This is a genomic window from Streptomyces sp. NPDC091271, from assembly GCF_044757505.1.
Lineage (GTDB): Bacteria > Actinomycetota > Actinomycetes > Streptomycetales > Streptomycetaceae > Streptomyces.
In genome coordinates, this window is the sequence record NZ_JBIVVD010000011.1 from 41,785 (window position 1) to 65,110 (window position 23,326).

20 protein-coding genes are annotated in these 23,326 nt (G+C 70.7%); 9 read left to right on the plus strand and 11 right to left on the minus strand.

All coding sequences use genetic code 11. The features are described 5' to 3' along the window. Positions 1-34: 34 nt before the first annotated feature. From ACIQM3_RS35545 to ACIQM3_RS35560, 4 genes are read right to left on the minus strand one after another with little or no spacing between them, the layout of a single operon-like run. Positions 35-1,249, minus strand: coding sequence for an acetyl-CoA C-acetyltransferase (locus tag ACIQM3_RS35545; protein ID WP_401631981.1), 1,215 nt, complete (start codon positions 1,247-1,249; stop codon positions 35-37). A 37-nt stretch (positions 1,250-1,286) separates the two neighbouring features. Beyond that, positions 1,287-2,429 (minus strand): acyl-CoA dehydrogenase family protein, encoded by a 1,143-nt coding sequence (locus ACIQM3_RS35550; RefSeq protein ID WP_401631983.1) that lies wholly within the window; start codon positions 2,427-2,429, stop codon positions 1,287-1,289. 1 nt (position 2,430) lies between these two features. Beyond that, a complete protein-coding gene (locus ACIQM3_RS35555) occupies positions 2,431-3,465 on the minus strand; it encodes an LLM class F420-dependent oxidoreductase (protein ID WP_401631986.1) in 1,035 nt (344 codons plus the stop codon). After that, positions 3,465-4,616: a CaiB/BaiF CoA transferase family protein gene (locus tag ACIQM3_RS35560; RefSeq protein WP_401631989.1), complete on the minus strand. Its 1,152-nt coding sequence runs from the start codon at positions 4,614-4,616 to the stop codon at positions 3,465-3,467. Before ACIQM3_RS35560 ends, ACIQM3_RS35555 begins: the two co-directional genes overlap by 1 nt. A gap of 207 nt (positions 4,617-4,823) precedes the next feature. Between ACIQM3_RS35560 and ACIQM3_RS35565 the strand changes: the two genes are divergently transcribed. After that, positions 4,824-6,014, plus strand: coding sequence for a saccharopine dehydrogenase family protein (locus tag ACIQM3_RS35565; RefSeq protein WP_401631991.1), 1,191 nt, complete (start codon positions 4,824-4,826; stop codon positions 6,012-6,014). A 25-nt stretch (positions 6,015-6,039) separates the two neighbouring features. Here ACIQM3_RS35565 and mmpA read toward each other — a convergent pair whose 3' ends face one another. After that, entirely contained in the window at positions 6,040-6,186 is a 147-nt protein-coding gene (gene mmpA / locus ACIQM3_RS35570) for a morphogenic membrane protein MmpA (RefSeq protein ID WP_014152821.1), read from the minus strand. Between the two features lie 82 nt (positions 6,187-6,268). Continuing rightward, positions 6,269-6,946, minus strand: coding sequence for an endonuclease V (locus tag ACIQM3_RS35575; RefSeq protein WP_401631994.1), 678 nt, complete (start codon positions 6,944-6,946; stop codon positions 6,269-6,271). Between the two features lie 35 nt (positions 6,947-6,981). On the opposite strand from ACIQM3_RS35575, the gene ACIQM3_RS35580 reads away from it, so the two are divergent. Further along, positions 6,982-7,281 (plus strand): YciI family protein, encoded by a 300-nt coding sequence (locus ACIQM3_RS35580; RefSeq protein WP_401631997.1) that lies wholly within the window; start codon positions 6,982-6,984, stop codon positions 7,279-7,281. A 34-nt stretch (positions 7,282-7,315) separates the two neighbouring features. Here ACIQM3_RS35580 and ACIQM3_RS35585 read toward each other — a convergent pair whose 3' ends face one another. Both ACIQM3_RS35585 and ACIQM3_RS35590 read right to left on the minus strand, forming a co-directional pair. Next, complete coding sequence (locus ACIQM3_RS35585) at positions 7,316-7,918, minus strand: sugar O-acetyltransferase (RefSeq protein WP_401631999.1); 603 nt, start codon at positions 7,916-7,918, stop codon at positions 7,316-7,318. A 40-nt stretch (positions 7,919-7,958) separates the two neighbouring features. Continuing rightward, a complete protein-coding gene (locus ACIQM3_RS35590) occupies positions 7,959-9,044 on the minus strand; it encodes a WD40/YVTN/BNR-like repeat-containing protein (protein ID WP_401632002.1) in 1,086 nt (361 codons plus the stop codon). Positions 9,045-9,227: 183 nt separating this feature from the next. Between ACIQM3_RS35590 and ACIQM3_RS35595 the strand changes: the two genes are divergently transcribed. From ACIQM3_RS35595 to ACIQM3_RS35610, 4 genes are all read left to right on the plus strand, one after another. After that, a complete protein-coding gene (locus ACIQM3_RS35595) occupies positions 9,228-9,644 on the plus strand; it encodes an SsgA family sporulation/cell division regulator (RefSeq protein WP_401632004.1) in 417 nt (138 codons plus the stop codon). A gap of 224 nt (positions 9,645-9,868) precedes the next feature. Beyond that, on the plus strand, positions 9,869-11,515 hold the full coding sequence (locus tag ACIQM3_RS35600; RefSeq protein ID WP_401632007.1) for an ABC-F family ATP-binding cassette domain-containing protein: 1,647 nt from the start codon (positions 9,869-9,871) through the stop codon (positions 11,513-11,515). Positions 11,516-11,669: 154 nt separating this feature from the next. After that, positions 11,670-12,647, plus strand: a complete 978-nt coding sequence (locus ACIQM3_RS35605; protein WP_401632010.1) for an acyl-ACP desaturase — start codon at positions 11,670-11,672, stop codon at positions 12,645-12,647. 170 nt (positions 12,648-12,817) lie between these two features. Continuing rightward, on the plus strand, positions 12,818-13,702 hold the full coding sequence (locus ACIQM3_RS35610) for a chitosanase (RefSeq protein ID WP_401632161.1): 885 nt from the start codon (positions 12,818-12,820) through the stop codon (positions 13,700-13,702). A 25-nt stretch (positions 13,703-13,727) separates the two neighbouring features. Here ACIQM3_RS35610 and ACIQM3_RS35615 read toward each other — a convergent pair whose 3' ends face one another. Both ACIQM3_RS35615 and ACIQM3_RS35620 read right to left on the minus strand, forming a co-directional pair. Further along, positions 13,728-13,985: a WhiB family transcriptional regulator gene (locus tag ACIQM3_RS35615; protein ID WP_401632012.1), complete on the minus strand. Its 258-nt coding sequence runs from the start codon at positions 13,983-13,985 to the stop codon at positions 13,728-13,730. A 96-nt stretch (positions 13,986-14,081) separates the two neighbouring features. Continuing rightward, positions 14,082-14,873, minus strand: coding sequence for a VOC family protein (locus ACIQM3_RS35620; RefSeq protein ID WP_401632015.1), 792 nt, complete (start codon positions 14,871-14,873; stop codon positions 14,082-14,084). A gap of 279 nt (positions 14,874-15,152) precedes the next feature. On the opposite strand from ACIQM3_RS35620, the gene ACIQM3_RS35625 reads away from it, so the two are divergent. Further along, positions 15,153-17,333: a DEAD/DEAH box helicase gene (locus ACIQM3_RS35625; RefSeq protein ID WP_401632017.1), complete on the plus strand. Its 2,181-nt coding sequence runs from the start codon at positions 15,153-15,155 to the stop codon at positions 17,331-17,333. A gap of 33 nt (positions 17,334-17,366) precedes the next feature. On the opposite strand, the gene ACIQM3_RS35630 is transcribed toward ACIQM3_RS35625, so the two are convergent. After that, positions 17,367-18,356, minus strand: coding sequence for a multicopper oxidase domain-containing protein (locus tag ACIQM3_RS35630; RefSeq protein WP_401632020.1), 990 nt, complete (start codon positions 18,354-18,356; stop codon positions 17,367-17,369). Positions 18,357-18,642: 286 nt separating this feature from the next. Between ACIQM3_RS35630 and ACIQM3_RS35635 the strand changes: the two genes are divergently transcribed. Continuing rightward, positions 18,643-21,087: a ThuA domain-containing protein gene (locus tag ACIQM3_RS35635; protein ID WP_401632023.1), complete on the plus strand. Its 2,445-nt coding sequence runs from the start codon at positions 18,643-18,645 to the stop codon at positions 21,085-21,087. Next, positions 21,084-23,321 carry an OmpL47-type beta-barrel domain-containing protein gene (locus ACIQM3_RS35640; protein WP_401632026.1) on the plus strand — a complete coding sequence of 746 codons (2,238 nt, stop codon included), beginning with the start codon at positions 21,084-21,086 and terminating at the stop codon, positions 23,319-23,321. Before ACIQM3_RS35635 ends, ACIQM3_RS35640 begins: the two co-directional genes overlap by 4 nt. The last annotated feature ends 5 nt before the right edge of the window (positions 23,322-23,326 follow it).

A 23,326-nucleotide genomic window follows, 5' to 3' on the forward strand; every position in this document is an offset into this window, starting at 1 on the left:
CTGTTTCTCCGTAAGCAGGGGTGGCCGGGGACGGTCAGAGACGCTCGACGACGGTGGCGATGCCCATGCCGCCGCCGACGCAGAGGGTGGCGAGGCCGTAGCGCTTGTCCTGCCGCTCCAGTTCGTCGATGAGCGTGCCGAGGATCATCGCGCCGGTCGCGCCGAGCGGGTGGCCGAGCGCGATGGCGCCGCCGTTGACGTTGACCTTGTCGAGGCTCAGGCCCATGTCCCTGGCGAAGCGCAGGACGACGCCGGCGAAGGCCTCGTTGATCTCGACGAGGTCGATGTCGTCGATGGTGAGCCCGGCCTTGGCCAGTGCCTTGCGGGTGGCGGGGGCGGGCCCGGTGAGCATGATGGTCGGCTCGGAGCCGGACACGGCGGCGGAGACGATCCGCGCGCGCGGGGTGAGGCCGTAGCGCTCGCCGGTCTCCTTCGAGCCGATCGTGACGAGGGCGGCGCCGTCCACGATCCCGGAGGAGTTGCCCGCGTGGTGGACGTGGTCGATCTTCTCGACCCAGTGGTACTTCTGGAGGGCCACCGCGTCGAAGCCGCCCATCTCACCGATCGTCGCGAAGGACGGCTTGAGCGAGGCGAGGGAGTCGGCGGTGGTGCCGGGGCGCATGTGCTCGTCGTGGTCGAGGACGAGCAGGCCGTTGCGGTCCCTGACCGGGACGACGGAGCGGGCGAAGCGCTCCTCCTTCCAGGCGATCGCGGCGCGCTCCTGGGACAGGGCGGCGTACTCGTCGACGTCGCGCCGCGAGAAGCCCTCGATGGTGGCGATGAGGTCGGCGCCGATGCCCTGCGGGGCGAAGCCGGTCTCGAAGCTGGTCATCGGGTCCATGGCCCAGGCACCGCCGTCGGAGCCCATGGGCACCCGGGACATCGATTCGACCCCACCGGCCAGGACGAGGTCCTCCCAGCCCGAACGCACCTTGGCCGCGGCCAGGTTGACGGCCTCCAGGCCGGAGGCACAGAAGCGGTTCTCCTGTACGCCCGCGACGGAGTCCGGGAGTCCCGCGGCGATCGCGGCGATACGGGCGATGTCGGATCCCTGGTCCCCGAGCGGGCTGACGACGCCGAGGACGATGTCGTCGATGGCCGCCGGGTCCAAGCCGGGGAAGCGGTCACGGATCTCATGGATGAGGCCGACGACGAGGTCGATCGGCTTGGTGCCGTGCAGGGCGCCGTTGGCCTTGCCGCGCCCGCGCGGGGTGCGGATCGCGTCGTAGACGAATGCTTCGGTACTCAAGGCAGCTGCCTTTCGGGGTCGGTGCGGGGCGGGGAGGTCAGGAGAGCAGCGAGCGGCCGATGATCTCCTTCATGATCTCGGTCGTGCCGCCGTAGATGGTCTGGATGCGGCCGTCGGTGAAGGCCTTGGCGACCCGGTACTCCGTCATGTAGCCGTAGCCGCCGTGGAGTTGGAGGCAGCGGTCGGCGACGCGCTTCTGGAGCTCGGTGGCCCACCACTTGGCCATCGAGGCGTGGACGGCGTCGAGCGTTCCCTCGGAGTGGTCGACGATGCACCGGTCGAGGAAGGCCCGGGTGACGGCGCACTCGGTGGCCATCTCGGCGATCTCGAAGCGGATGTGCTGGAGCTTGGAGAGCGGACGCCCGAAGGCCTCGCGCTCCTTGACGTACTCGGTGGTGATCTCCAGGAGGTGTTCGGCGGCGGCGATCCCGGCGACCGCTATGCCCATGCGCTCCTGGGCCAGATTGGTCATGAGATGGATGAACGCGCCGTCGAGCTCGCCGAGGAGGTTCTCCTTGGGGACGCGTACGTCGTTGAAGAACAGCTCGGCGGTGTCCTGGGACTTCTGGCCGATCTTGTCGAGGTTGCGGCCCCGCTCGAAGCCTTCGGCGCCGCGCTCGACGACGAGCAGGGACAGGCCCTTCGCGCCGCCCTCCGGTGAGGTCTTCGCGACGACGATCACCAGGTCGGCGAGGATGCCGTTGGAGATGAAGGTCTTCGAGCCGTTGAGGAGCCAGTGGTCGCCCTTGTCCTCGGCGCTCGTGCGGATGCCCTGGAGGTCGGAGCCCGCGCCGGGTTCCGTCATGGCGATGGCGGTGACGGTCCCGCCGCTGCAGAAGCCGGGCAGCCAGCGCCGCTTCTGCTCCTCGGTGGCGAGGCCGGTGAGGTAGGGGCCGATGATGTCGTTGTGCAGGCCGAGCGCCAGCCCGGAGACCCCGGCCCGGGTGAACTCCTCCGCGAGGACGGCGCTGTAGCGGAAGTCGGTGGTGCCACCGCCGCCGTACTCCTCGGGGACGGCGAGCCCCAGCAGTCCCTGGCGGCCGGCCGCGAGCCAGGCCTCGCGGGAGACGATGCCGTCCTTCTCCCACTGCTCGTAGTGCGGGAGGACCTCCTTGGCGAGGAAGGTGCGGACGGTCTCGCGGAACGCGTCGTGCTCTTCGGTGAAGATCTGCCGCTGCACTTCAAGCCCCCTGGAGCCAGTTCTTGACGGTGGAGATCAGCCGCGCCGGCTCGGGACCGACGGGGGTGACGTTGAGCATGGTGACGCCGGCCTCGCGGAAGGCCTCGATGCGGTCGCGTACGTACCCCTCGGGGCCGCAGAGCGTCATGAGCTCGCAGAACTCGTCCGGGACGGCCGCCTCGGCCTCCCTCTTCTTCCCGGAGAGGTAGAGCTCCTGGATGGTGGCGGCCTCCTTCTCGTAGCCGTAGGCGACGGCGAGGTCGTTGTAGAAGTTCTTGCCGGGCGCGCCCATGCCGCCGACGTAGAGCGCGATCTGCGGACGGGCGAGATCGCGGACGGCGGCGGCGTCGTCGCCGATGGCCAGCAGGCCGCCCGCGACGGTCTGCATCGGGCCGAGCGACGGGTCGCGCTTCGCCGCGCCCTCGGCCAGGGCCGTGCCCCAGACCTGCTGGGCCTTCTCCGGGATGTAGAGGGTGGGCAGCCAGCCGTCGGCGATCTCGGCGGTCAGCCGGACATTGGCCGGGCCGAGGGAGGCGACGTAGAGGGGGATGGTGTCGCGCACCGGCCGGGTCAGGATCTTCAGCGGCTTGCCGAGCTTGCCGCCCTTCTCCTTCGGCAGGGGCATGTCGGTGATGCCGTGGTGGTCGATGACCTCGCGGCGCCAGATCCGGCGGCAGAGCTCGACGGTCTCGCGGGTCCGGCCGAGCGGTCTGTCGTACGGCTTGCCGTGCCAGCCCTCCACGACCTGCGGGCCCGAGGCGCCGAGGCCGAGCAGGGCGCGGCCGCCGGACACGGCGTCGAGCCCGGCGCCGGTCTGGGCGATGAGGGCGGGGGTGCGGGAGTAGACGTTGAGGATCGCCGCGCCGATCTTCAGGCGTTCGGTGCGGGCGGCGAGGTATCCCATGAGGGTGGGCGAGTCGAAGCCGTACGCCTCGGCGACCCATACGGCGTCGAGTCCGGCGGACTCGAGTTCCGCGACCTCGTCGCAGGCGGCGCGCGGATCGCCCGCGTAGTTCAGCGGCAGGGAGAGTTCCATCAGCCGGTCGTTTCCTTCCCGGTGGTCAGCAGGCCCGGCAGGCCCCAGTCCGCGGCGACGGCCTCGGTGTCGGCTCCGGGCAACGCGGGCGCGCTGCGTACGGAGACGGGCGTCGCGGAGAAGCGGGGCGCGGGCGCGGGCTGGGTGAGTCCGCTGTGCTCCACGTAGGTGGAGCGGGCGGCGAGGTGGGGGTGGCGGGGCGCCTCACGGAGCGAGAGGACGGGAGCCACACAGGCGTCCGTCCCCTCGAAGATCTCGGTCCACTCGGCGCGTGTACGGGTGCTGAACCGGTCGGCGACCAGGGCGCGCAGCTCCTCCCAGCGTCCGAGGTCGTTGCGGTCGGGGGCCTCGTCCCCGAGTCCGAGGAGCCCGGCGAACTCCTCGTAGAAGCGTGGCTCCAGGGCCCCGACCGCCATGTACCCGCCGTCGGAGGTCTCGTAGGAGCCGTAGAAGGGGCAGCCGCCGTCGAGCAGGTTGGTGCCGCGCCGGTCCTGCCAGCTGCCGGCCGCCAGCATGCCGTGGATCATCGTGGCGAGATGGGCCGCCCCGTCGACGATGGCCGCGTCGACGACCTGCCCGGTCCCGCCGGGGGTACGGGCGTGCTGGAGGGCGGCGAGCACGCCGACGACGAGGTAGAGCGAGCCGCCCGCGTAGTCGCCGACCAGATTGGCGGGGACGGTGGGGGGCTCGCCGGATCTGCCGATCATGGACAGGGTCCCTGTGAGGGCGATGTAGCCGATGTCGTGTCCTGCCCGCTCGGCCAGCGGCCCGTCCTGGCCCCAGCCGGTCATCCGCCCGTAGACGAGCCGCGGATTGCGTTCCAGGCAGGCGTCCGGGCCCACCCCGAGGCGTTCGGCGACGCCCGGCCGGTAGCCCTCGATCAGGACGTCGGCGCGCTCGACGAGGTCGAGGACCTGCCCGGCTCCGCCCTCGGCCTTCAGATCGACGAGGACCGATCGCTTGTTGCGGTTGGTGAGGTCGAAGGCGGGTTCGATGCCGATGACCGAACCTCCCGGCCGGTCGACACGCACCACGTCGGCGCCGAGGTCGGCGAGGAGCATCGCGGCGAACGGCCCCGGGCCGATGCCCGCCAGTTCGACGACGCGCACCCCGGTGAGTGGGCCCTGCGGCCCGCGTCCTGTCGTTGCCATCAAGCCCCCAGCGGTGTGACACAACTGATGTAACATCGATGATGCTAAGAACGGACCGCGCTCCGCACAACCCTTTTGGCCGAGCAAGCGCTTAGTTCCTTCTCCGGGATCCTCTCGCACCGAGGCCCTCCCCCGGCGGCACGGCACAACGAATGCCTCCGCTACCCTCTGCCTGCTACATCGGCGCCGGCGCAGGCGGAGGCACTCATGAACAGGCAGAGCGGGGCAGAACGCCCTTATGACGTCGTCCTTTTCGGAGCCACCGGCTTCGTCGGGGCGCTCACGGCCGAATATCTCGCGGCGCACGCGCCGGACGGCTGCCGCTGGGCCCTGGCGGGCCGCAGCCGCGCCAAGCTGGAACAGCTGCGCGAGCGCCTCGCCGCACGGCACCCGCACTGCGCGGACCTGCCGCTGCTGACGGCCGACGCGGACGACGCCGACGCCCTGCGCGAACTCGCCGGGTCCACGCACGTCGTGGCGTCCACGGTCGGACCGTACGTCTGGTACGGCGAGAAGCTGGTTGCCGCCTGCGCGGAGGCCGGGACCGACTACACCGACCTCACCGGAGAGGCGGAGTTCGTCGACCGCATGTACCTGGAGCACGACGCCCGGGCCCGCGAGACGGGGGCGCGCCTGGTGCACGCCTGCGGCTTCGACTCCGTACCGCACGACCTCGGCGCCTACTTCACGGTCCAGCAGCTTCCCGAGGGAGTGCCGCTCACCGTCGACGGCTACGTCCGCACCAACGCGGTCTTCTCCGGCGGCACGTTCGCCTCGGCGCTCACCGCGATGGGCCGTGGCGCGCAGATGGCACGGGCGGCGCGGGAACGGCGCCTGCACGAGCCGCGCCTGGTCGGCCGCAGGGCCCGCGCCCCGCAGGGAGCACCGCACTTCAGCCCGGAGACCGGCACCTGGGCACTGCCGCTGCCGACCCTGGACCCCCGGGTGGTGGAGCGGTCCGCGCGAGGGCTGGAGCGCTACGGCCCCGACTTCCGCTACCGGCACTTCGCCTCGGTGAAGCACCTGCCGGTGGCGCTCGGCGGCACGGCGGCGACGGTCCTGCTGGCGGGGGCCGCCCAGATCCCCGCCGCGCGCAACTGGCTGTCCGCCCGGGTCGAGCCGGGCACCGGCCCCGACGAACAGCGCAGGAAGCGCAGCTGGTTCACGGTCCGCTTCATCGGGGAGGGCGACGGCCGACGGGTCTGCACGGAGGTGTCGGGCGGCGACCCGGGCTACGACGAGACGGCGAAGATGCTGGCCGAAGCGGCTCTGGCGCTCGCCCTCGACGATCTGCCGGCGACGTCGGGTCAGGTCACGACGGCCGTGGCGATGGGCGACGCACTGCTGGAGCGGCTGACGGCTGCCGGGCTGCGCTTCCGGGTCGCGGCGGTGCGCTGACCCGGAGGGCGCGCCCGCACGTGGGTCAGAGCATCCAGGACGCCAGTGTGACGACCATGGACACGGTCCAGCCGGCGCCCGCGAGGACGCCCAGGGTCATACCCACGGCGACGCCGCGCTGGGAGAGACGTACGGTTCCGGTGCTCATCTGAGGTGCGTGGTGGTCGATCATGTGTACCAGCCTGCCCCTGATGTTCGACAAACAACATCCGTATTTGTACTCAGTCGGCAACAGATCCCTGAGCGAGGGCCTCTCAGCCGATCGCTTCCCTCAGGGCGGCCCGGCAGAGGGCGTCCGCCCTGCGTGTGGTCTCCGGCTGACGGAAGTCGCGTGCCAGCGCGAGCGTATGGGCGCAGGCGTTGTCCAGGCCGGTGCGGTGGCCGACGGAGACGAAGACGGGTTTCGTGTCGTCCTGCGTGCGCAGGGCCCGGCCCACCTCCTCGTCCCCGTCCATGAGCGGGGTGAAGTCACCGCGCCGGGGGCCGGGTTGTTCGTAGCGGAAGGTGAAGGGGTTCTTCGCCACGCCGATGACCGGCAGGCCGGTGAGGACTCCGAGATGGCTGGCGAGCCCGAACCTGCGCGGGTGGGCCCGCCCGTAGCCGTCGCAGACGACGAGCCCCGGGTCGACCGGCAGGCCCTCCAGCGCCGCCAGGACGGCCGGTATCTCCCGGAAGGCGAGGAGGCCGGGGACGTACGGAAACGTCACGGTGCCGTTGGCGGTGGAGCGGGCGACGACCTCCAGGGTCGCGGCGTCCAGGACGACGGCGGCCGCGACGACGAGGTCGCGCTCGTCGTCGTACGCGACGTCGACGCCGGTGACCCGGCCGGCACCGGGCGGCGGCCCCGGCTCGTCCAGCACCACCTGCGCACGCAGCGCGTCCTGCGCGGCGCGGGCTTCGGCCTCGTCGGCGGGCATCCGGAACGTCGTCATGACCGGTCAGTCTAGGCACCGGTAGCCTGGCGATCATGTTCGTACTCGAGTTGACCTACACCGCACCGGTCGAGCGCGTCGACGCCCTCATGACGGAGCACGTGGCCTGGCTGGACGCGCGGTACGCGGCCGGGGTGTTCATCGCGTCGGGGCGCAAGAACCCCCGCGACGGCGGTGTGATCCTGGCGGTGGGTGAGGACCGTGCGGAGATCGAGAGGATCGCGGCCTCCGATCCCTTCGCGGCGCACGGGGTGTGCACCTACCGGATCACGGAGTTCCTCGCGACGAAGACCGCCGACGCGCTCGCACCGTACCGGCAGCAGCAGCCCGGCTAGGGTCCCTCCCGTGTCCGCCGGGCGGATGACACCCCTACTGCCCGGCGGCGCGCGTGGTGAGGTCCTCGTCCGTGATGGGGCGGACCACCCGGCAAGGCGTGCCGAGCGCGACGGTCATCGCGGGAATGCTGCGGCTGACGACACTGCCGGCACCGATGACGGACCCGTATCCGATGCGGACGCCGGGCAGGACCACCACGTTGCTGCCGATCCACACCTTGTCCTCGATCACGATCGGTTCGGAGAACCGCCCGAAGTCGGCACGGCGCGAGGGATGCACCGGGTGTCCCGTCGTCGTCAGGGTCACGCCCGGAGCGATCATGACGTCGTCGCCTATGTGGATGTCCACGTCATCGACGCACGTCAGGTTGACGTTCCCGAAGAAGTCGTCGCCGATATGGACGTTGCTGCCGAACGCGGCGTTGAACGGCGGCAGCAGCACCGTGCGTTCACCGACCGAACCGAAGATCTCGACGAGCAGCGACCGGCGCCTCTCCGCCCGGTTCGGGGGTGTCAGGTTGTACTCGAAGATCTGCTCCGCGCGGCGCCGAGGGGCCAGGAAGGCCGCTTCCGACTCGGTGTAGACGAGCCCCTTGGCGATCCGGGCCAGAACTTCGTCCTCATGAGCATCCGCCACAGCGAATCGGTCCTTTCATCAGATTTTCCGGGGCCGGGCTCTATCGCAGCCGCGCGACCCGGCCCTTCTCGCCCGACGCCCAGCAGCCGCCGTCCGGGGCGCAGTCGACCGTGTCGTACGAACCGGTGTCCACGGTCAGCCAGGTACGCCCGCCGTCCCGCGTGACGTCGGTGCCCGTCGGCCCCACGGCGAGCGCCGAGCCCCGGCTGTGGGGCAGCCAGGCGACGCCCGAGCGGTAGGCGGGCGGCGGGGTGGCCGCGCTCCGCCAGCTCCGGCCGCCGTTCCCGGTGACGGACGCGGCGTCCGGCGACGCCTCCTCCGCGCGGTAGTCGCCGCCGACCGCGATGCCGTGCGTACGGTCCCGGAAGGCGAGGCCGAACACGCCTCGCGCCGGGTCCCCCGCCGGGATGCGCGCCCCGGCTTCCGTCCAGGTCAGGCCGCGGTCGGCGGAGTGCAGCACCCGGGCGGCCGCCGCGCCGCCGGTGGCGAGCCAGACGTCCTCGCGGCCCGAGCTGACGAGGCACTGCCCGCTCGCCGCGAATCCGGCCTCGCCGGGCTGCGCCGCGGGCATCCCGGCATCGGGCAGCACCCGCCAGTTACGCCCGCCGTCCGAGGTCGACAGGATGCGGAACTTCCCGTCCACCGGGTCGCTCATCGCGACACCGTGACGGCTGTCGAAGAAGGTCAGACAGTCGTAGAAGGCGCGGGCGTCGCTGTTGCGGAAGGACTCGGTCCAGGTCGCGCCCCCGTCCTCGGTACGGAAGACACGGGAGGCCTCGCCCTCGCCGATGGCCAGGGCCACCGCACGCCGCCGGTCGAAGGCCTCGACATCCCGGAACTCCAGCCCGGCGGCGTCGTCCGGCGAGACGTCGCGCCAGTGGCGTCCACCGTCCGTCGTGCGCAGCACCGTGCCCCCGGAGCCCGCGACCCATGCGGCGTCGCGGCCCACGGCGGCGAGACCGCGGAAGCGCGCGTCCGTGCCCGTCGCGGTGAGCGTCCATTCCGGCTTCCGGTCCTCGTGCCCGGCCGGAGTGGCGTGCGCCGAAGGTGCGGCCAGTGCGGCGGTCACCGCCGCCCCGCACAGGAGCGGTGCGATCAGCCGTCTCGTCTTCCCCATGGCCCTCATGGCGCTGGAAGCTAACCCACCGGTGGACGCGCGTCCAGGGTGCACCGCCCCGAACGGGGCAGTTGATCTGAGGGAGACCGGGCGGTGACGCAGCTCACGCCGCCCCCCGGTGCACGGATTCAGGCGTTCCGACGTCTACTCCAATGCCGGGAACCGTTCGTCCGAGGCGAGAGGGAGCAGGTCTTGTCCAGCGTTATCGAGCAGTCCGTGCAGGCCCGTATGGTCGCGTCCGCGCCGCGTATGGAGACTCTGCCCGCCACACTGCACTACGACCGCAGGGACCCTTTCGCCGTCCGCATGGCGTTCCCGGCCCCCGCGACCCTCGAAGGCACCGAGGTGTCCTGGGAGTTCTCGCGTGAGCTGCTCGCCACCGGCATGGACGCGCCGGCCGGCCTCGGTGACGTCCGGGTCCGGCCGTTCGGATACGACCGTACGGTGCTGGAATTCCACGCGGTCGAGGGCATCGCCATGGTCCATGTCCGGACGTCCGAGCTGCGTCGCTTCCTGAAACGGGCGCAGGAGCTGGTCCCCGTGGGGGACGAGTACCGCTTCATGGACCTGGACGGCGATCTGAGCGACCTCCTGGGCGGGTCCGCCTGAGACGACGGCCCGTCCTCCTGGAGCGCCTCCGGAATTCGGTTGCGTGGCCACGGGCCGGCTCGTAGCGTCGTCGATGCCCCTGTTGTCGTCGGATCGGAGAAGGACGTTGCTCCACATCTGAGGTGTCCGCATTCCGCGCCGCGTGCCCTGCCGCACGCGTGCCCTGCGTGACCCCAGTGTCCGAGCCGTTCTCCGTGTTTCCTCGACGCAGCCGGGAGGCCCTTGTGCCTGCATCCACCACACATATTCACTGCACCTCACTCTCGTTCGCCTGGCCCGACGGGAGCGAGGTCTTCGATGACTTCCAACTGGCCGTAGGCCCCGGCCGGACCGGGCTGATCGGTCTCAACGGCTGCGGCAAATCCACTCTGTTGCGGCTGATCGCCGGTGAACTCGCGCCGACGGCGGGACACATCGCCACGGCCGGCGACATCGGCTACCTCCCCCAGGACCTCGTCCTGGACGTCGCCCTGCGGGTGGACGAGGTGCTGGATGTCGCCACGACGCGGGCGGCACTCCACGCCATCGAGGCGGGAGATGCCCGCGAGGAGCACTTCGCCGCCGTCGGGGACGACTGGGACGTCGAGGAGCGCGCCCGGGCCGTGCTCGACCAGCTCGGCCTGTCCGCCATCGGTCTCGACCGGACCGTCGGCGAGCTCTCCGGCGGCGAGTGCGTGCTGCTGCGCCTGGCCGCCCTGCTGCTGGCACGCCCTTCCGTCCTGCTGCTGGACGAGCCGACCAACAACCTCGATCTGTACGCCCGCGGGCAGCTGTACGACGCGGTCGACGCCTGGACCGGTGTGCTGGTCGTGGTCAGTCACGACCGGGCGCTGCTGGAGCGGGTGGAGCGGATCGCGGATCTCCGCGACGGCGCGGTCACCTGGTACGGCGGCAGCCTGTCGGCGTACGAGCGGGCTCTGGCCGTGGAGCAGGAGGCGGCCGAGCGGATGGTGCGGGTCGCGGAGGCCGACGTACGACGGCAGAAGCGCGAACTCGCCGACGCCCACGTCAAACTGTCCCGGCGCAAGCGGTACGGGCAGAAGATGTGGGACACCAAGCGCGAGCCGAAGGCCGTGATGGGCCAGCGCAAGCAGACAGCCCAGGAGTCGGCCGGCAAGCACCGCATCATGCACACCGAACGGCTGGCGGACGCGGAGGAGCGCCTCGACGAGGCGGTCGAGGCGGTACGGGACGACGAGGTGATCCGGATCGAACTGCCGCACACCAAGGTGCATCCGGGCAGCGACGTGCTGCTGCTCCGCGACCTCGAGCTCCTCCACGGGGCGCGGGTGCCGGGCGAGTGGGAGCTCCGCGGTCCGGAGCGGATCGCGCTGATCGGCCGCAACGGGGCGGGGAAGACGACGCTGCTGCGCACGGTCGCGGGCGAGCTTGGCCCGGTGTCGGGCGAGGCCGGCGCCCAGGTGCCGGTGGGTTTCCTGCCGCAGCGTCTCGACGTCCTCGACGACGCGCTGTCCCTGGTGGACAACGTGGCACGCTTCGCCCCCGGCACCACGGACAACGGCATCCGGGCGAGGCTGGCACACTTCCTCTTCAAGGGCGGGCGCGCGGACCGTCCCGCCGGGACGCTCTCGGGCGGCGAACGTCTCCGGGCGACGCTCGCGGCGCTGCTGCTGGCCGACCCGGCGCCCCGGCTGCTGATGCTGGACGAGCCGACGAACAGCCTCGATCTGTCCGGCGTGCACCGCCTGACGTCGGCGCTGGCGGCGTACCAGGGAGCGCTGATCGTGGCGAGCCACGACATGCCGTTCCTGAAGTCGCTGGGGATCACCCGGTGGCTGCTGCTGGACGAGGACGGACTCCGGGACACCGCCCCCGGGCAGCTGCCGGGGGTCGGGGGTGAGGGTGCCTGACTTGTCCCCTCCAATGCACTCATGACCTGCATGGATAACAGCGTGTGAGCGCACACTGCGAGGGCCGGGCTTGGCCGCGGCCTTACCGCCGCCTTAACCTACGGTCACGTAACCTACGAAGCCGTAGGTAATTCTCCCGTCCCCAGGAGCCCCCGTGACGATCACCTCTCCCCACACAGGCAGTTCGAAGGCGTGGACCGACGCCCAGCTGCTGTACGCGCTGGAAGAGGTGGTGGAGAAGGAACTCAACCGCCATCTCAAGGTCGCCAAGGACTGGATGCCCCACGAGTACGTGCCGTTCTCCGACGGCCGTAACTTCCCCGGCCTCTTCGAGGACGGGGAGGCGTGGGAGACCGGCCAGTCCAAGGTCACCGACATCGGACGTATCGCCCTCGTCGTGAACCTGCTGACCGAGGACAACCTCCCCAGCTACCACCACGAGATCGCCTCCCTCTTCGGCCGTGACGGCGCCTGGGGCACCTGGGTGCACCGCTGGACCGCGGAGGAGGGCAGGCACGGCATCGTGATGCGCGACTACCTGCTCACCTCGCGCGCCGTGGACCCGGACAAGCTGGAGCAGTTCCGCATGGCGCACATGGCGGAGGGCTTCGAGTCCGACAACCGGCACTCCATGCTGCACTCCGTGGCGTACGTAGCGTTCCAGGAGCTCGCGACCCGCGTCTCGCACCGCAACACCGGCCACCAGTCGGGCGACCCCGTCTGCGACCGGATGCTGGCGCGGATCGCGACCGACGAGAACCTGCACATGGTCTTCTACCGCAACCTGCTGGGCGCGGCTTTCGAACTCGCCCCGGACCTCACGATGCAGTCCGTGCGCGACGTCGTCGTCAACTTCCGGATGCCCGGCCACGGCATGCCCGGCTTCGAGCGAGCCGCCGCGCAGATGGCGATCGGCGAGATCTACAACATGCGGATCCACCACGACGACGTGATCCAGCCCGTCCTGCGCTACCTGAAGGTCCTCGACATCGACGCCCTCGGCCCGGAGGGCCTCAAAGCGCAGGAGGAGCTCGGGCTGTACATGAACGGCCTGGACAGCGAGGCCGCGAAGTTCGACGAGAAGCTGGCGAACCGCAAGGCCCGCATGGCGGCCCGGGCCGCCCAGGGCTGATCCGCGCGGTACATCCGCCCGGCCGGGCTCGGGATCCGCTCCCCGACCCGCCGGACAGCGGCGGCGCACGCATCACGCGTGCGCCGCCGCCGCGCGTTCACACGGCCCCCACAGCACATCCAGGCTGTCCCCACAGCTTTACGGAACGTACTCTGTGCCGGGTGAAACCAGTGACGCGTCTTGTTCTTCTCGGTGCACCGATCGCCGTCGCCGCTTCGATCCTGTTCAGCGGTGGCGACTCGGAACCGCCCACCGTCGTCCGGCAGGCACCCGGGAAGACCGGAACGGCGACACCGGCCGCGGCGGAGCAGGCCGACGAGCACGCCGACGAGATCGACGCCCTGCCGCCCGGCCTCGCCGCCCCGGCGATGAAGGAGACCGCGTCCCGGCTGGTGGCCAGCGCGGAGGCGTCCACCCTGGACTGGCGCAGCCAGTACGGGGCGATCGAGGACGTGGGCGACGGCACCGGCTACACCGCCGGCATCATCGGTTTCTGCTCCGGCACGAACGACATGCTGCAACTGGTCGAGGCGTACACCGAGGAGCATCCGGACAATCCGCTGGCCACGTACCTCCCCGCCCTGCGCTCGGTGGACGGCACCGATTCGCACGAGGGCCTGGATCCGGGCTTCACCGACGCCTGGCACAGGGCCGCGGAGGACCCGGCGTTCCGGAAGGCCCAGGACGCGACGCGCGACAGCCTGTACTTCGAGCCCGCGGTCCGTCTGGCGAAGATGGACGGCCTCGGCACCCTGGGGCAGTTCGTCTACTACGACGCGATGGTTCTGCACGGGCCCGGTGTCGAGGCGGACGGTTTCTACGGCATCCGTGACGCCGCGATGGCCTCGGCGGACACGGCCGCGGAGGGCGGCGACGAGACGGCGTACCTGAACGCCTTCCTCGACGAGAGCCGGTCGGCGATCAAGGCCCGGAAGTTTCAGCGCGACACGACCCGGATCGACACAGCACAGCGGCTCTTCCTCCGCGAGGGAAATCTCGGACTGGAGAAGCCGCTGGTGTGGCAGGTGTACGGCGAGACCTTCCGGATCCCCTGACGGGAACAGCCTCTCGCCCCGGTGTTCAGCCGCGGTCGGACCGGCCTCTGCGCAGCCGGTCCCGCTCCTTCTCGGAGAGCCCTCCCCAGACGCCGAAGCGCTCGTCGTGGGCGAGTGCGTACTCCAGGCAGGCCACCCGGCCCTCGCAGGCGTTGCACAGCTGCTTGGCCTCGCGGGTGGAGCTGCCCGGCGCCGGGAAGAAGAACTCGGGGCCGGCTTGCGCGCACAGCGCGGTCTCCTGCCAGGCGAGCTCGTCGGGGTCGGTCATGGTGTTGGTCGGCATGCGCCACACGGTGCCCGGTCGCGATAAACAAGTGATCAACGATTGTTCAACGGCAGGCCGGTCCGGGGCCTGCCGCCTCTCCCGGCCCGGTCCGTCCTACCCCATGGGTGCCGGCTTGATCACCGCGAACGCCGCACCCGCGGGATCGGCGAAGGTGGCGATCCGTCCGACCTCCGGCACGTCCGTGGCCGGCATGGTGACCCGGCCGCCGAGCCGCTCCACCCCGGCGACCGCCGCGTCGGTGTCGTCCACGGCGAAGTACGGCAGCCAGTGCGGCCCGGCGTCGGCCTGGGCGGGCACCGCGTCGAGGGGCACGATCCCTCCGAAGGAGGAGTCGACGCTCTTGCTGCCGGCGGGCTGGATCATCGTGTAGGTGCCGCTGGGGTACGACATCTCGTCGGTCTGCCAGCCGAGGACGGTGTGGAAGAACGCGGCCGCCGCGGGGACGTCCGGGGTGTACAGCTCGGACCAGATCAGCGCACCCGGCTCCATGATCATGCCGAGGCCGGTGTTCGTCCCGGGCTGCCAGACGCCGAAGTACGCCCCGGTGCTGTCCGTGAAGCCGCCCATGCGCCCGTAGTCGAGCACGTCCATCGGAGGAAACGCGGCGGTGCCCCCGGCCTGCTCGACCGTCCTTGCGGTGGCGTCGGCGTCGGGGGTCTGGAAGTACACCGACCAGGCGGGCTTCCCCTGGTCCTCCGGCACGGTCATCACACCGGCGACGGTCTTGCCCCGCAACTGGTACATCCCGTAGCCACCGGTCTCGGGGCCGCCGGCCACCAGGTCCCAGCCGAAGAGGCCGTTGTAGAAGGTGGTTGCCGCGTCGATGTCGGGGGTCCCGAGGTCGATCCAGTTGGGGGCGCCGGTTACGAAGGCCGGGTCGAGCATGGTGTGCTCCTCGGGCGGAATCCGTGTCTCACGCGTTTGTTCACGCCAGACGTCCTGACCCTCCGAGTCTTGCACCGGGCACTGACAACCGCAGCCCCGGCGGGCCGGCCGGGCTGCCGGGGGCTCAGCGCGTGACACCCAGCGCCGGTAGTACCGTTCCGCGACTCGGCAGGCCTCCCGGTGAGGTGCGGCGCCGCCCCGCGCCCGTGGCACGATGGGAGGCGCCCGGGGAGGCACGGCCGCCGGTCACGGAGGGGCCACGGGGACAGAAGGACGTACATGACGGGAAGAACGCCGGCGGGCCGGACGCCGACGGGCAGAGCCGCACGTGAGCTGCTCCACGACGCCCAGGCGCTCGCCGGAACGGCCCTCGCCGTGCTGGACGATCACCGCAGCGCCGTCGGGGCCGCGCACGCCGCGCTCACCCCCCTGCTGGACTCCCTCATCGCTCTCGAGCTGGCCGCCATCCCCGCCTCCCGGCTGGCGGACGTCACGGAGGGCCGGCTGCGGCTCGGCGCGCTGGAACAGGCCGGGTACAGGACGGTCGGCCGCGTCCACGGGGCGGGGCGTTACGAGCTCCGCCAGATCCCCGGTGTCGGTGCGCAGACGGCGGATCAGGCGCTGGCCGCCGCGCGGCAGATCGCGCACGCGGTCCGGGACACCGTCGCCGTACGGATAGACATGGACGCGTCGGACGCGGCGACGAACACGCTGCTCGTCGCCCTGCACCGGCTGGTGGAGGGTGGCCCCGACGTGCGCCGGGCGGTCGACGCAGCCCGGCGTCTGACCGCGGAGCTGGAACCGCTGCTCGTGGCGGCGGCGCCGGCGCGGAGCCGTCTGCGGATGCTGTTCTCGGGACGGGCCGCCGGTGCCCGGGTTCCGGCCGCCGTCGCCTCCGTACGGGAGGTGGTGCGGGACGCGGACGCACGCGGGCTCCGGACCCTGTTCGGGCAGGTCTCCGTCGACCTGCTGCGCGGTCCCGCGTCGGAGGCGGAGGTCTGGGTCGACTTCGAGCTGCGCTCGGCCGAGTACTACAGCCTGCTCGCCGAGCTGTCCGGCAGCGGACCTGACCGGGACGCGGCCGAGGGGTTCCTGCCTGCCGGGATCGCGGACCGGGTCCGCGGGCTGCGGCTCGACGACACGTGCCTGCGGGTCTCGTTGCGCGGCTACCAGTCCTTCGGAGCGCGCTTCGCGCTGGCCCAGAAGCGGGTGATCCTGGGCGACGAGATGGGGCTCGGCAAGACCGTGCAGGCCATCGCCGCGCTGGCTCATCTCGCGGCCGGGGGCGAGAAGCACTTCCTGGTGGTGTGCCCGGCGAGCGTCCTGATCAACTGGCGGCGGGAGATCACCGCCCGCTCGACCCTGCGGGCCGTGCCGGTGCACGGCCCGGAGCGGCAGGGGGCGTTCGGCGAGTGGTGTGAGCGGGGCGGGGTCGCCCTGACCACCTTCGACGCGCTGTCCACCCTGCCGGAAGGCCCGGAGTCCGGGGTCAGACCGGGCATGGTGGTGGTGGACGAGGCCCACTTCGTGAAGAACCCCGAGACCCGGCGCTCCCGGGCCGTGGACGGCTGGACGCGGCACACCGAACGGGTGCTGTTCCTGACCGGCACCCCGATGGAGAACCGGGTCGAGGAGTTCCGGAGCCTCGTGCGGCAACTGCGGCCCGAGCTGGCACCGCTCGTCACCTCCACACACGGCGTCGCCGGCTCCCACGCGTTCCGCAGGGCCGTCGCACCCGCCTATCTGCGGCGGAACCAGGACGACGTGCTGAGCGAACTCCCGGCGCTGGTGCGGGCCGACGAGTGGGAGGAGTTCTCCCCCGCCGACCTGGAGGCGTACCGCGAGGCGGTCGGCTCGGGGCACTTCATGCGGATGCGCCGCGCCGCCTACGCCCGCCCCGAGACGTCGGCGAAGCTGAACCGGCTGCGCGAGCTCGTCGCGGAGGCCGAGGCCAACGGGCTGAAGGTCGTGGTCTTCTCGTACTTCCGTGAGGTGCTCCGGACCGTCCGGGAGGCCCTGGGCGAAGGGGTGTTCGGTCCGGTCTCCGGAAGCCTCCCGGCGGCCCGCCGGCAGGAACTCGTCGACCACTTCGGCGCGGTGGACGGCCACGCGGTGCTGCTGAGCCAGATACAGGCCGGCGGCGTCGGTCTGAACATCCAGGCGGCGTCGGTGGTCATCCTCTGCGAGCCGCAGATCAAGCCGACGATGGAGCACCAGGCGGTGGCCAGGGCTCACCGCATGGGGCAGATACGGACCGTGCGGGTCCACCGGCTCCTCGCGGCGGACAGTGTGGACCAGCGGATGCTGGACATCCTGGCGCGCAAGGACCGGCTCTTCGACGCGTACGCGCGGCGCAGCGATCTCGCCGAGGCGACGCCTGACGCCGTCGACGTGTCGGACGGGGCCCTCGCCCGGCGCATCGTCGAGGAGGAGCAGCAGCGGATGGCGGCCGGGGCCTGACCCGGGCCGGCCGCCCCCGTGTGCCGGCCGGTCTCAGTGTGCGTGCTCCTCTGCCGCGCCTGCCGCGTGGTGCGGCGGGTCGTAACCCGGCACCGTGCCGTCCGCCTTGGCGACGAGCAGCAGACCGGCCATCCCCATGTCGGAGTGGCTCTGGACGTGGCAGTGGTACATCCAGGCGCCGGCTCCCACGTGTTCGCCCGCGATGATCTGGAAGCCGAATGAGTCGGCCGGACCGCAGATCTTCGTGTCGACCACTCGGCTGGGGTCCTCGGGGCCGGTGAGCAGCCCCGTCCTGTTGTCCGCCCAGCGGTGCCCGTGAATGTGGAACGTGTGGTAATACTCGCCGTGCGTGATCATCACGACCTCGACCCGGTCGCCCACGGTGGCCTCGAAGTTCGGGCTCTCGTGGGCCGCCTTGTTGTTGATGGTCATGTCGTTGAAGACGATCGTGATCGTCTTGTCCGGCAGGACATCTCCCTTGCGGCGTACGACGAGTGGCCCGTACAGCCCCTTGCGGATGCCGCCCGTGCCGTGGTCCGTGCCGACCACGTGGTCGTGGTAGTGCCAGTAACCGGCGCTCCCCGCCTGCCAGGTGCCGTCCTTGCGGCGGCCGGGGGCGTGGGTGCGCCAGGTGTACGTCCGGGTGCCGCCGGGTTCGACATGGCTGCGGTTCATCCGGGTGCCGTCGCTCGCGATGTCGTAGTCGACGCCGTGCACATGGAGGCTGGCGTCGACGTCCGTGGTGTTCTCGAATTCGATGTGCAGCGTGTCGCCCTCGGTGATCTCGATGAGCGGTCCGGGGATCGACGCCTTGCCCTTCTCGAATCCGTATCCGAGCTGACCGTCCGCCAGTTTCTCCGCGTACAGCTTGAGATGGCGGACTGCGCCGCCCGCGGGGGCCGTCTTCGCGGGGTTCTCCGCGGAGGTGGCCTGCACGGCGCCGAGTGACATCGATGTCACGCCGGTTGCCGCCGCCACCCCGCCGCCCACCAGCATCCGGCGGTTGAAGGTCCTTCGGTCCATGTCGAACTCCCCACTGCGAGACGGAAACTGACGCGCTGCTCCCCTGGACGGCCCACACGGTAGCCGTGGGCCGTTGGTTTATCCACACTCAGGACAAAGTTCGTTCGATTGCTGCCATACCTATTGGCGAGCCACGAAAAGAGGTCTAGCTTCGTGCGCTGTCGCAGTGACCACAGAGGCGCGGTGACAAGAGAAGTGACCAGAGAAGTGACCAAGAGGGGTGGGTGACCACATGCAGCGCACACCACATCACAGGTCCAGATCGCGCCGCGGTATCGCGGCGGCCGTGGCAACAGGTGCCCTGACCGCGTCCCTGCTCGGCGGCAACGCGGCCACTGCCAGCCCTTATCCGGATCCTGGGCTGAAGGAACGGATGGCGACAACGTTGTCCCTTCCCACGCCGCCCGGCGGGGCCGACGTCAAGGTACTGGTGTTCCACGCTTCGGCCGGCGAGGAGTCGCCGACCGTGGACGCAGGCATCGCGGCCGTCGAGAAGATCGGGCTCAGCGGTCCTGAGGCCGGGCGCTTCAAGACCGTCGCCACCGACGACGCCGGGGTCTTCACCAACGGCAGGAAACTCGGCACGTACAACGCGGTCGTCTTCCTGACCGGCGGCGGCGACGTGCTGGACCCGGAGCAGGAGGCGGGTCTGGAGGCGTACATGGAGGCCGGCGGCGGCTTCCTCGGCATCCATGACGCGGCGCGCACCGAACCGTACTCCGACTGGTTCACCGGCCTGGTCGGCGCCCGCCCGGCGGCGGACAGCCCGACAGGCGTCCAGCGGGCCACCGTGGAGATCGGCGACCGGCAGCACCCGGCGACGAAGAACCTCCCGCTGGAGTGGAAGCGCCCGGACAAGTGGCTGAACTGGAAGGACAACCCGTCCGGCGACGTGCACACCGTGGCCCGCGTCCGGGAGCTCACCTACACCCCGGGCAAGAGCGCCAACGGCTGGGACCATCCGGTCTCCTGGTGCCGTGACTACGACGGCGGCCGCTCCTTCTACACCGCCATGGGCGGTACGGCGGCGAGCTTCGCCGAGACCGACTTCCGCGATCATCTGCGCGGCGCGCTGGCCTGGACGAGCCGTCTGTCGCAGGCCGACTGCAAGGCCACGATCGACTCCAACTACACGGCCGAGCGGCTCACCCAGCCCAATCAGCCCGGCCAGAACGACCAGATCGGCGAACCGCACGGCCTCGTGACCGCGAAGGACGGGCGGATCTTCTACATCGGGCGGGGCGGCGCGGACAGCAGCGTGCCTGTGGTCACCGACTGGAACGATCCGAACGTCGGCAAGGGCGAGGGCGAGATCCACGTCTACGACCCCGCCACCAAGAAGGTCACCCTCGCCGGCAAGCTGAGCGTCTTCGGCAACAAGGGCGGCGGCGACGAACTGGTCAAGGTGGAGGAGGGCCTGCTCGGGATCGAGCTCGACCCGGACTTCGCCACCAACGGCTGGGTGTATCTGCACTACACCCCGCACGCGAAGATCGACCGCGACAAGCAGATGGCGGTGCGCCAGGTCTCGCGCTTCACCTTCGACCACGCCACGAACAAGCTGGACCTGGCGTCCGAGAAGGTGCTCCTGCACTGGCCGGTCCAGATCCACAGCTGCTGCCACGCGGGCGGCGGGATGGCCTGGGACTCCGAGGAGAACCTGTACATCGCGACCGGTGACAACAACTCCTCCCAGTTCAGCGACGGTTACTCCGGCAACAATCCGCAGCCGAACTACAAGGGCGTGTCCTTCGCCGACGCCCGGCGCACCGCGGGCAACACCAACAACCTCAACGGGAAGATTCTGCGGATCCACCCCGAGGACGACGGCACCTACACCCTGCCCGAGGGCAACCTCTTCACCGGCAAGGAGCCCGACGAGGGCGGCGGCAAGACCCGTGGCGAGATCTACGTGATGGGTGTCCGCAACCCCGCCCGCATCTCCATCGACAAGTCGACCGACACGCTGTACGCGGGCTGGGTCGGCCCCGACGCGGGAGCGCCGAGCACGACCTGGGGCCCCGCCAAGTACGACACGTTCGCGGCGATCACCAAGGCCGGCAACCACGGCTGGCCGTACTGCATGGGCAACAAGCAGCCCTACCGGGACCGCAACCTGCCCGATCCCACCAAGCCGCTGGACTGGTACGACTGCGACGCGCCGAAGAACGAGTCGCCGAACAACGACGGCCTGGTCAACCTGCCGCCGGTGACCGGAAACACCATCTGGTACTCCCCCCAGGGCGGCGGCGTCGACTACCCGCGTGACGAGAACGGCATCCCGAGCTACAAGGTGGAGGACCAGAAGGAGCTCCTGCCCTGGCTCAAGGGCGGCGGCCAGGCCACGATGAACGGCCCGGTCTACCGCTACGACGCGGCGAGCACCAGCGAGGCCAAGTGGCCCGCCTACTGGGACGGGAAGTGGTTCGTCGGTGACTTCTACGACGACACCCAGCCGCGTCACGCCGTGCTGACCGACCCGAAGACGGTCGGCAAGGGCGGCCTGCCCACGCACGCCGAGTCCCTGAAGAAGATCATTCCGGTCGGTGCGGACGGCATCCGCAACCTCATGGACTGGAAGTTCGCCCCGGACGGCTCGCTCTACGTCCTGGACTACGGGCGCGGCTTCTTCACCTCCGACTCCAAGTCCGCGCTGTGGCGCGTGACGTACAAGGGCGGCGGGCCGACCCCGGCCGCCGCAGACCTGGCCAGGAAGGCGGCAGCGCAGTGAGACACCCTTCACTCCTCGCGCGACGGCGGTACGGGCCCGCCCGGTGGTGGCTCGCCCTGCTCGGTTCGTTCCTGATGGTCCTCGGGCTGGCGTCGACGGCGGCGTACGGCCGCGACGACGACAGGGCCGCAGCGGCCGACCAGGTCCTCACCTGGACCGCTGGCGATCCCATCGACCACTATCTGACGGCTCCCGAGACCGCGGTGGCCGGCGCCGCGACCATCGTCTTCGAGAACAGCGAGGCCACGGGCAACACGACGAGCATGCCGCACACGCTGACGTTCAGCGTGTCGGACCCGGAGTACAACAGCGACGTCCAGGTCAACATCCTGGCCAACCCGGGTGACAGCGAGGGCGGCAAGCACAGCGTCGAGGTCACCCTCACGCCCGGCAAGTACTTCTACCACTGCACGATCCCCGGCCACGGCTCGATGCAGGGTGTCCTCACGGTGACCGAGGACGGTGGCGGCGGTGACGACACCACCGCCCCCGAGACCTCGGCGACGGTGGACGGCGACAAGAACGCCGACGGCGCCTACATCGGCCAGGCCACCGTCACCGTGGCGGCGACCGACGCGGGATCGGGCGTCGGCACCGTCGAGTACGCGGTCGGGGCGGACGGCGCCTGGCAGCCGTACACCGCGCCCGTCGTGGTGGACGAGGTGGGCAGCCACACCATCCGCTACCGCGCCACGGACAAGTCGGGCAACGCGGCGGAGGAGAAGTCCGTCGACTTCGCGGTCGCCGCGCCGCCGACGGACGACAAGACCCCGCCGGAGACCTCCGCGACCGTCTCGGGTGAGAAGGACGACACGGGCGCCTACCTCGGCATGGCCACGGTCACCGTGACCGCGTCCGACACCGGGTCAGGGGTCAACACCATCGAGTACGCCGTCGGGGCGGACGGCGCCTGGCAGCCCTACACCGCACCCGTGATGGTGCACGAGGTCGGTGCCCACACGGTCCGCTACCGCGCCACCGACAAGTCGGGCAACGCGGCCGAGGAGAAGTCCGTCGACTTCACCGTCGTCGAGCCGCCCTCGCAGGACAAGACGCCGCCGGAGACCTCCGTGGTCGTGGCGGGCGACAAGAACTCGGACGGCGCGTTCATCACGAGCGCCGAGGTCACCCTCAGCGCGACCGACGACGACTCGGGCGTGGACAAGGCCGAGTACTCCCTCGACGGCGGCCCGTACCTCGCGTACTCCTCCCCCGTCATCGTCGACCGCGTCGGCCACCACACGTTCGCCCACCGGGCGACGGACAAGGCCGGCAACACCTCGGAGGCGAAGCAGAGCTCGTTCACCGTCGCGCAGAGCGGCGGTGTCCCGGCACCCAACTGCCCCGAGTTCGACGAACGGCGCACCGTCATCGTCGGCACGGTCGACACCGGTGTCCCCAACCGGCTCACCGGCAACCGCTGCACGATCAACGAGCTCATCGAGGACGAGAAGGACTGGTCCTCGCACGCCCTGTTCCTCAAGCACGTCGACAAGGTCCTGGACAAGCTGCTCACCGACGGGGTCGTCGACGCCCGTGAGCACAAGAAGATCTACCGGGCGGCCAAGCAGTCCGGCATCGGCAAGCCGGGCCAGGACGAGGGCTACCGCAAGCTCTTCGACGGCACCGCCGCGTCCCTCGCCAAGTGGGAGCAGGTCGGCGGCGGACAGTTCGCGCTGAACGAGGAGGAGGGCTCGATCACCAGCTCCACCACGGTGGACGGCATGGGGATGCTGTGGTTCCCGTCCCGGCAGTACGGGGACTTCTCGCTGAAGCTCCAGTGGCGGGACGACGCCCCGGAGGGCGGCAACGCCAACGGCGGGGTCTTCGTCCGCTTCCCGAACGTCCACGACCACCCGGAGGAGTCCCGTCCGGAGTGGGTCGCCATCAAGTACGGCCATGAGATCCAGGTCAACGACCGGCCCGACGGCGACATGTACAAGACCGGGTCCGTCTACGGGTTCGACCGGGTCGGTCTCGGCGGCGCCGGGGTCACTCCCAAGGGCACCTGGAACGACTACGAGATCCGGGTGGTGGACCAGCACTACTCGGTCTACCGCAACGGTGTCCTGCTGAACGAGTTCGACAACAACGGCGGCCAGCTCTTCGAGCCGCCGCGGGGTGACGACCCGGGCACCGACGGCCGGCGGTACGCCTCCGGTTACATCGGGCTCCAGGTCCACAGCACCACGGACGTGATCTCGTACCGCGACATCCGCATCCAGGAGTTGTAGGGGCG

Excerpts from the sequence above, each read along its gene's own strand:
- ACIQM3_RS35555 (WP_401631986.1), bottom strand. The coding sequence starts at position 3,465 with ATGGAACTCTCCCTGCCGCTGAACTACGCGGGCGATCCGCGCGCCGCC.
- ACIQM3_RS35560 (WP_401631989.1), bottom strand. The coding sequence starts at position 4,616 with ATGGCAACGACAGGACGCGGGCCGCAGGGCCCACTCACCGGGGTGCGC.
- ACIQM3_RS35565 (WP_401631991.1), top strand. The coding sequence starts at position 4,824 with ATGAACAGGCAGAGCGGGGCAGAACGCCCTTATGACGTCGTCCTTTTC.
- mmpA (WP_014152821.1), bottom strand. The coding sequence starts at position 6,186 with ATGATCGACCACCACGCACCTCAGATGAGCACCGGAACCGTACGTCTC.
- ACIQM3_RS35575 (WP_401631994.1), bottom strand. The coding sequence starts at position 6,946 with ATGACGACGTTCCGGATGCCCGCCGACGAGGCCGAAGCCCGCGCCGCG.
- ACIQM3_RS35580 (WP_401631997.1), top strand. The coding sequence starts at position 6,982 with ATGTTCGTACTCGAGTTGACCTACACCGCACCGGTCGAGCGCGTCGAC.
- ACIQM3_RS35590 (WP_401632002.1), bottom strand. The coding sequence starts at position 9,044 with ATGAGGGCCATGGGGAAGACGAGACGGCTGATCGCACCGCTCCTGTGC.
- ACIQM3_RS35615 (WP_401632012.1), bottom strand. The coding sequence starts at position 13,985 with ATGCCGACCAACACCATGACCGACCCCGACGAGCTCGCCTGGCAGGAG.
- ACIQM3_RS35620 (WP_401632015.1), bottom strand. The coding sequence starts at position 14,873 with ATGCTCGACCCGGCCTTCGTAACCGGCGCCCCCAACTGGATCGACCTC.
- ACIQM3_RS35625 (WP_401632017.1), top strand. The coding sequence starts at position 15,153 with ATGACGGGAAGAACGCCGGCGGGCCGGACGCCGACGGGCAGAGCCGCA.
- ACIQM3_RS35630 (WP_401632020.1), bottom strand. The coding sequence starts at position 18,356 with ATGGACCGAAGGACCTTCAACCGCCGGATGCTGGTGGGCGGCGGGGTG.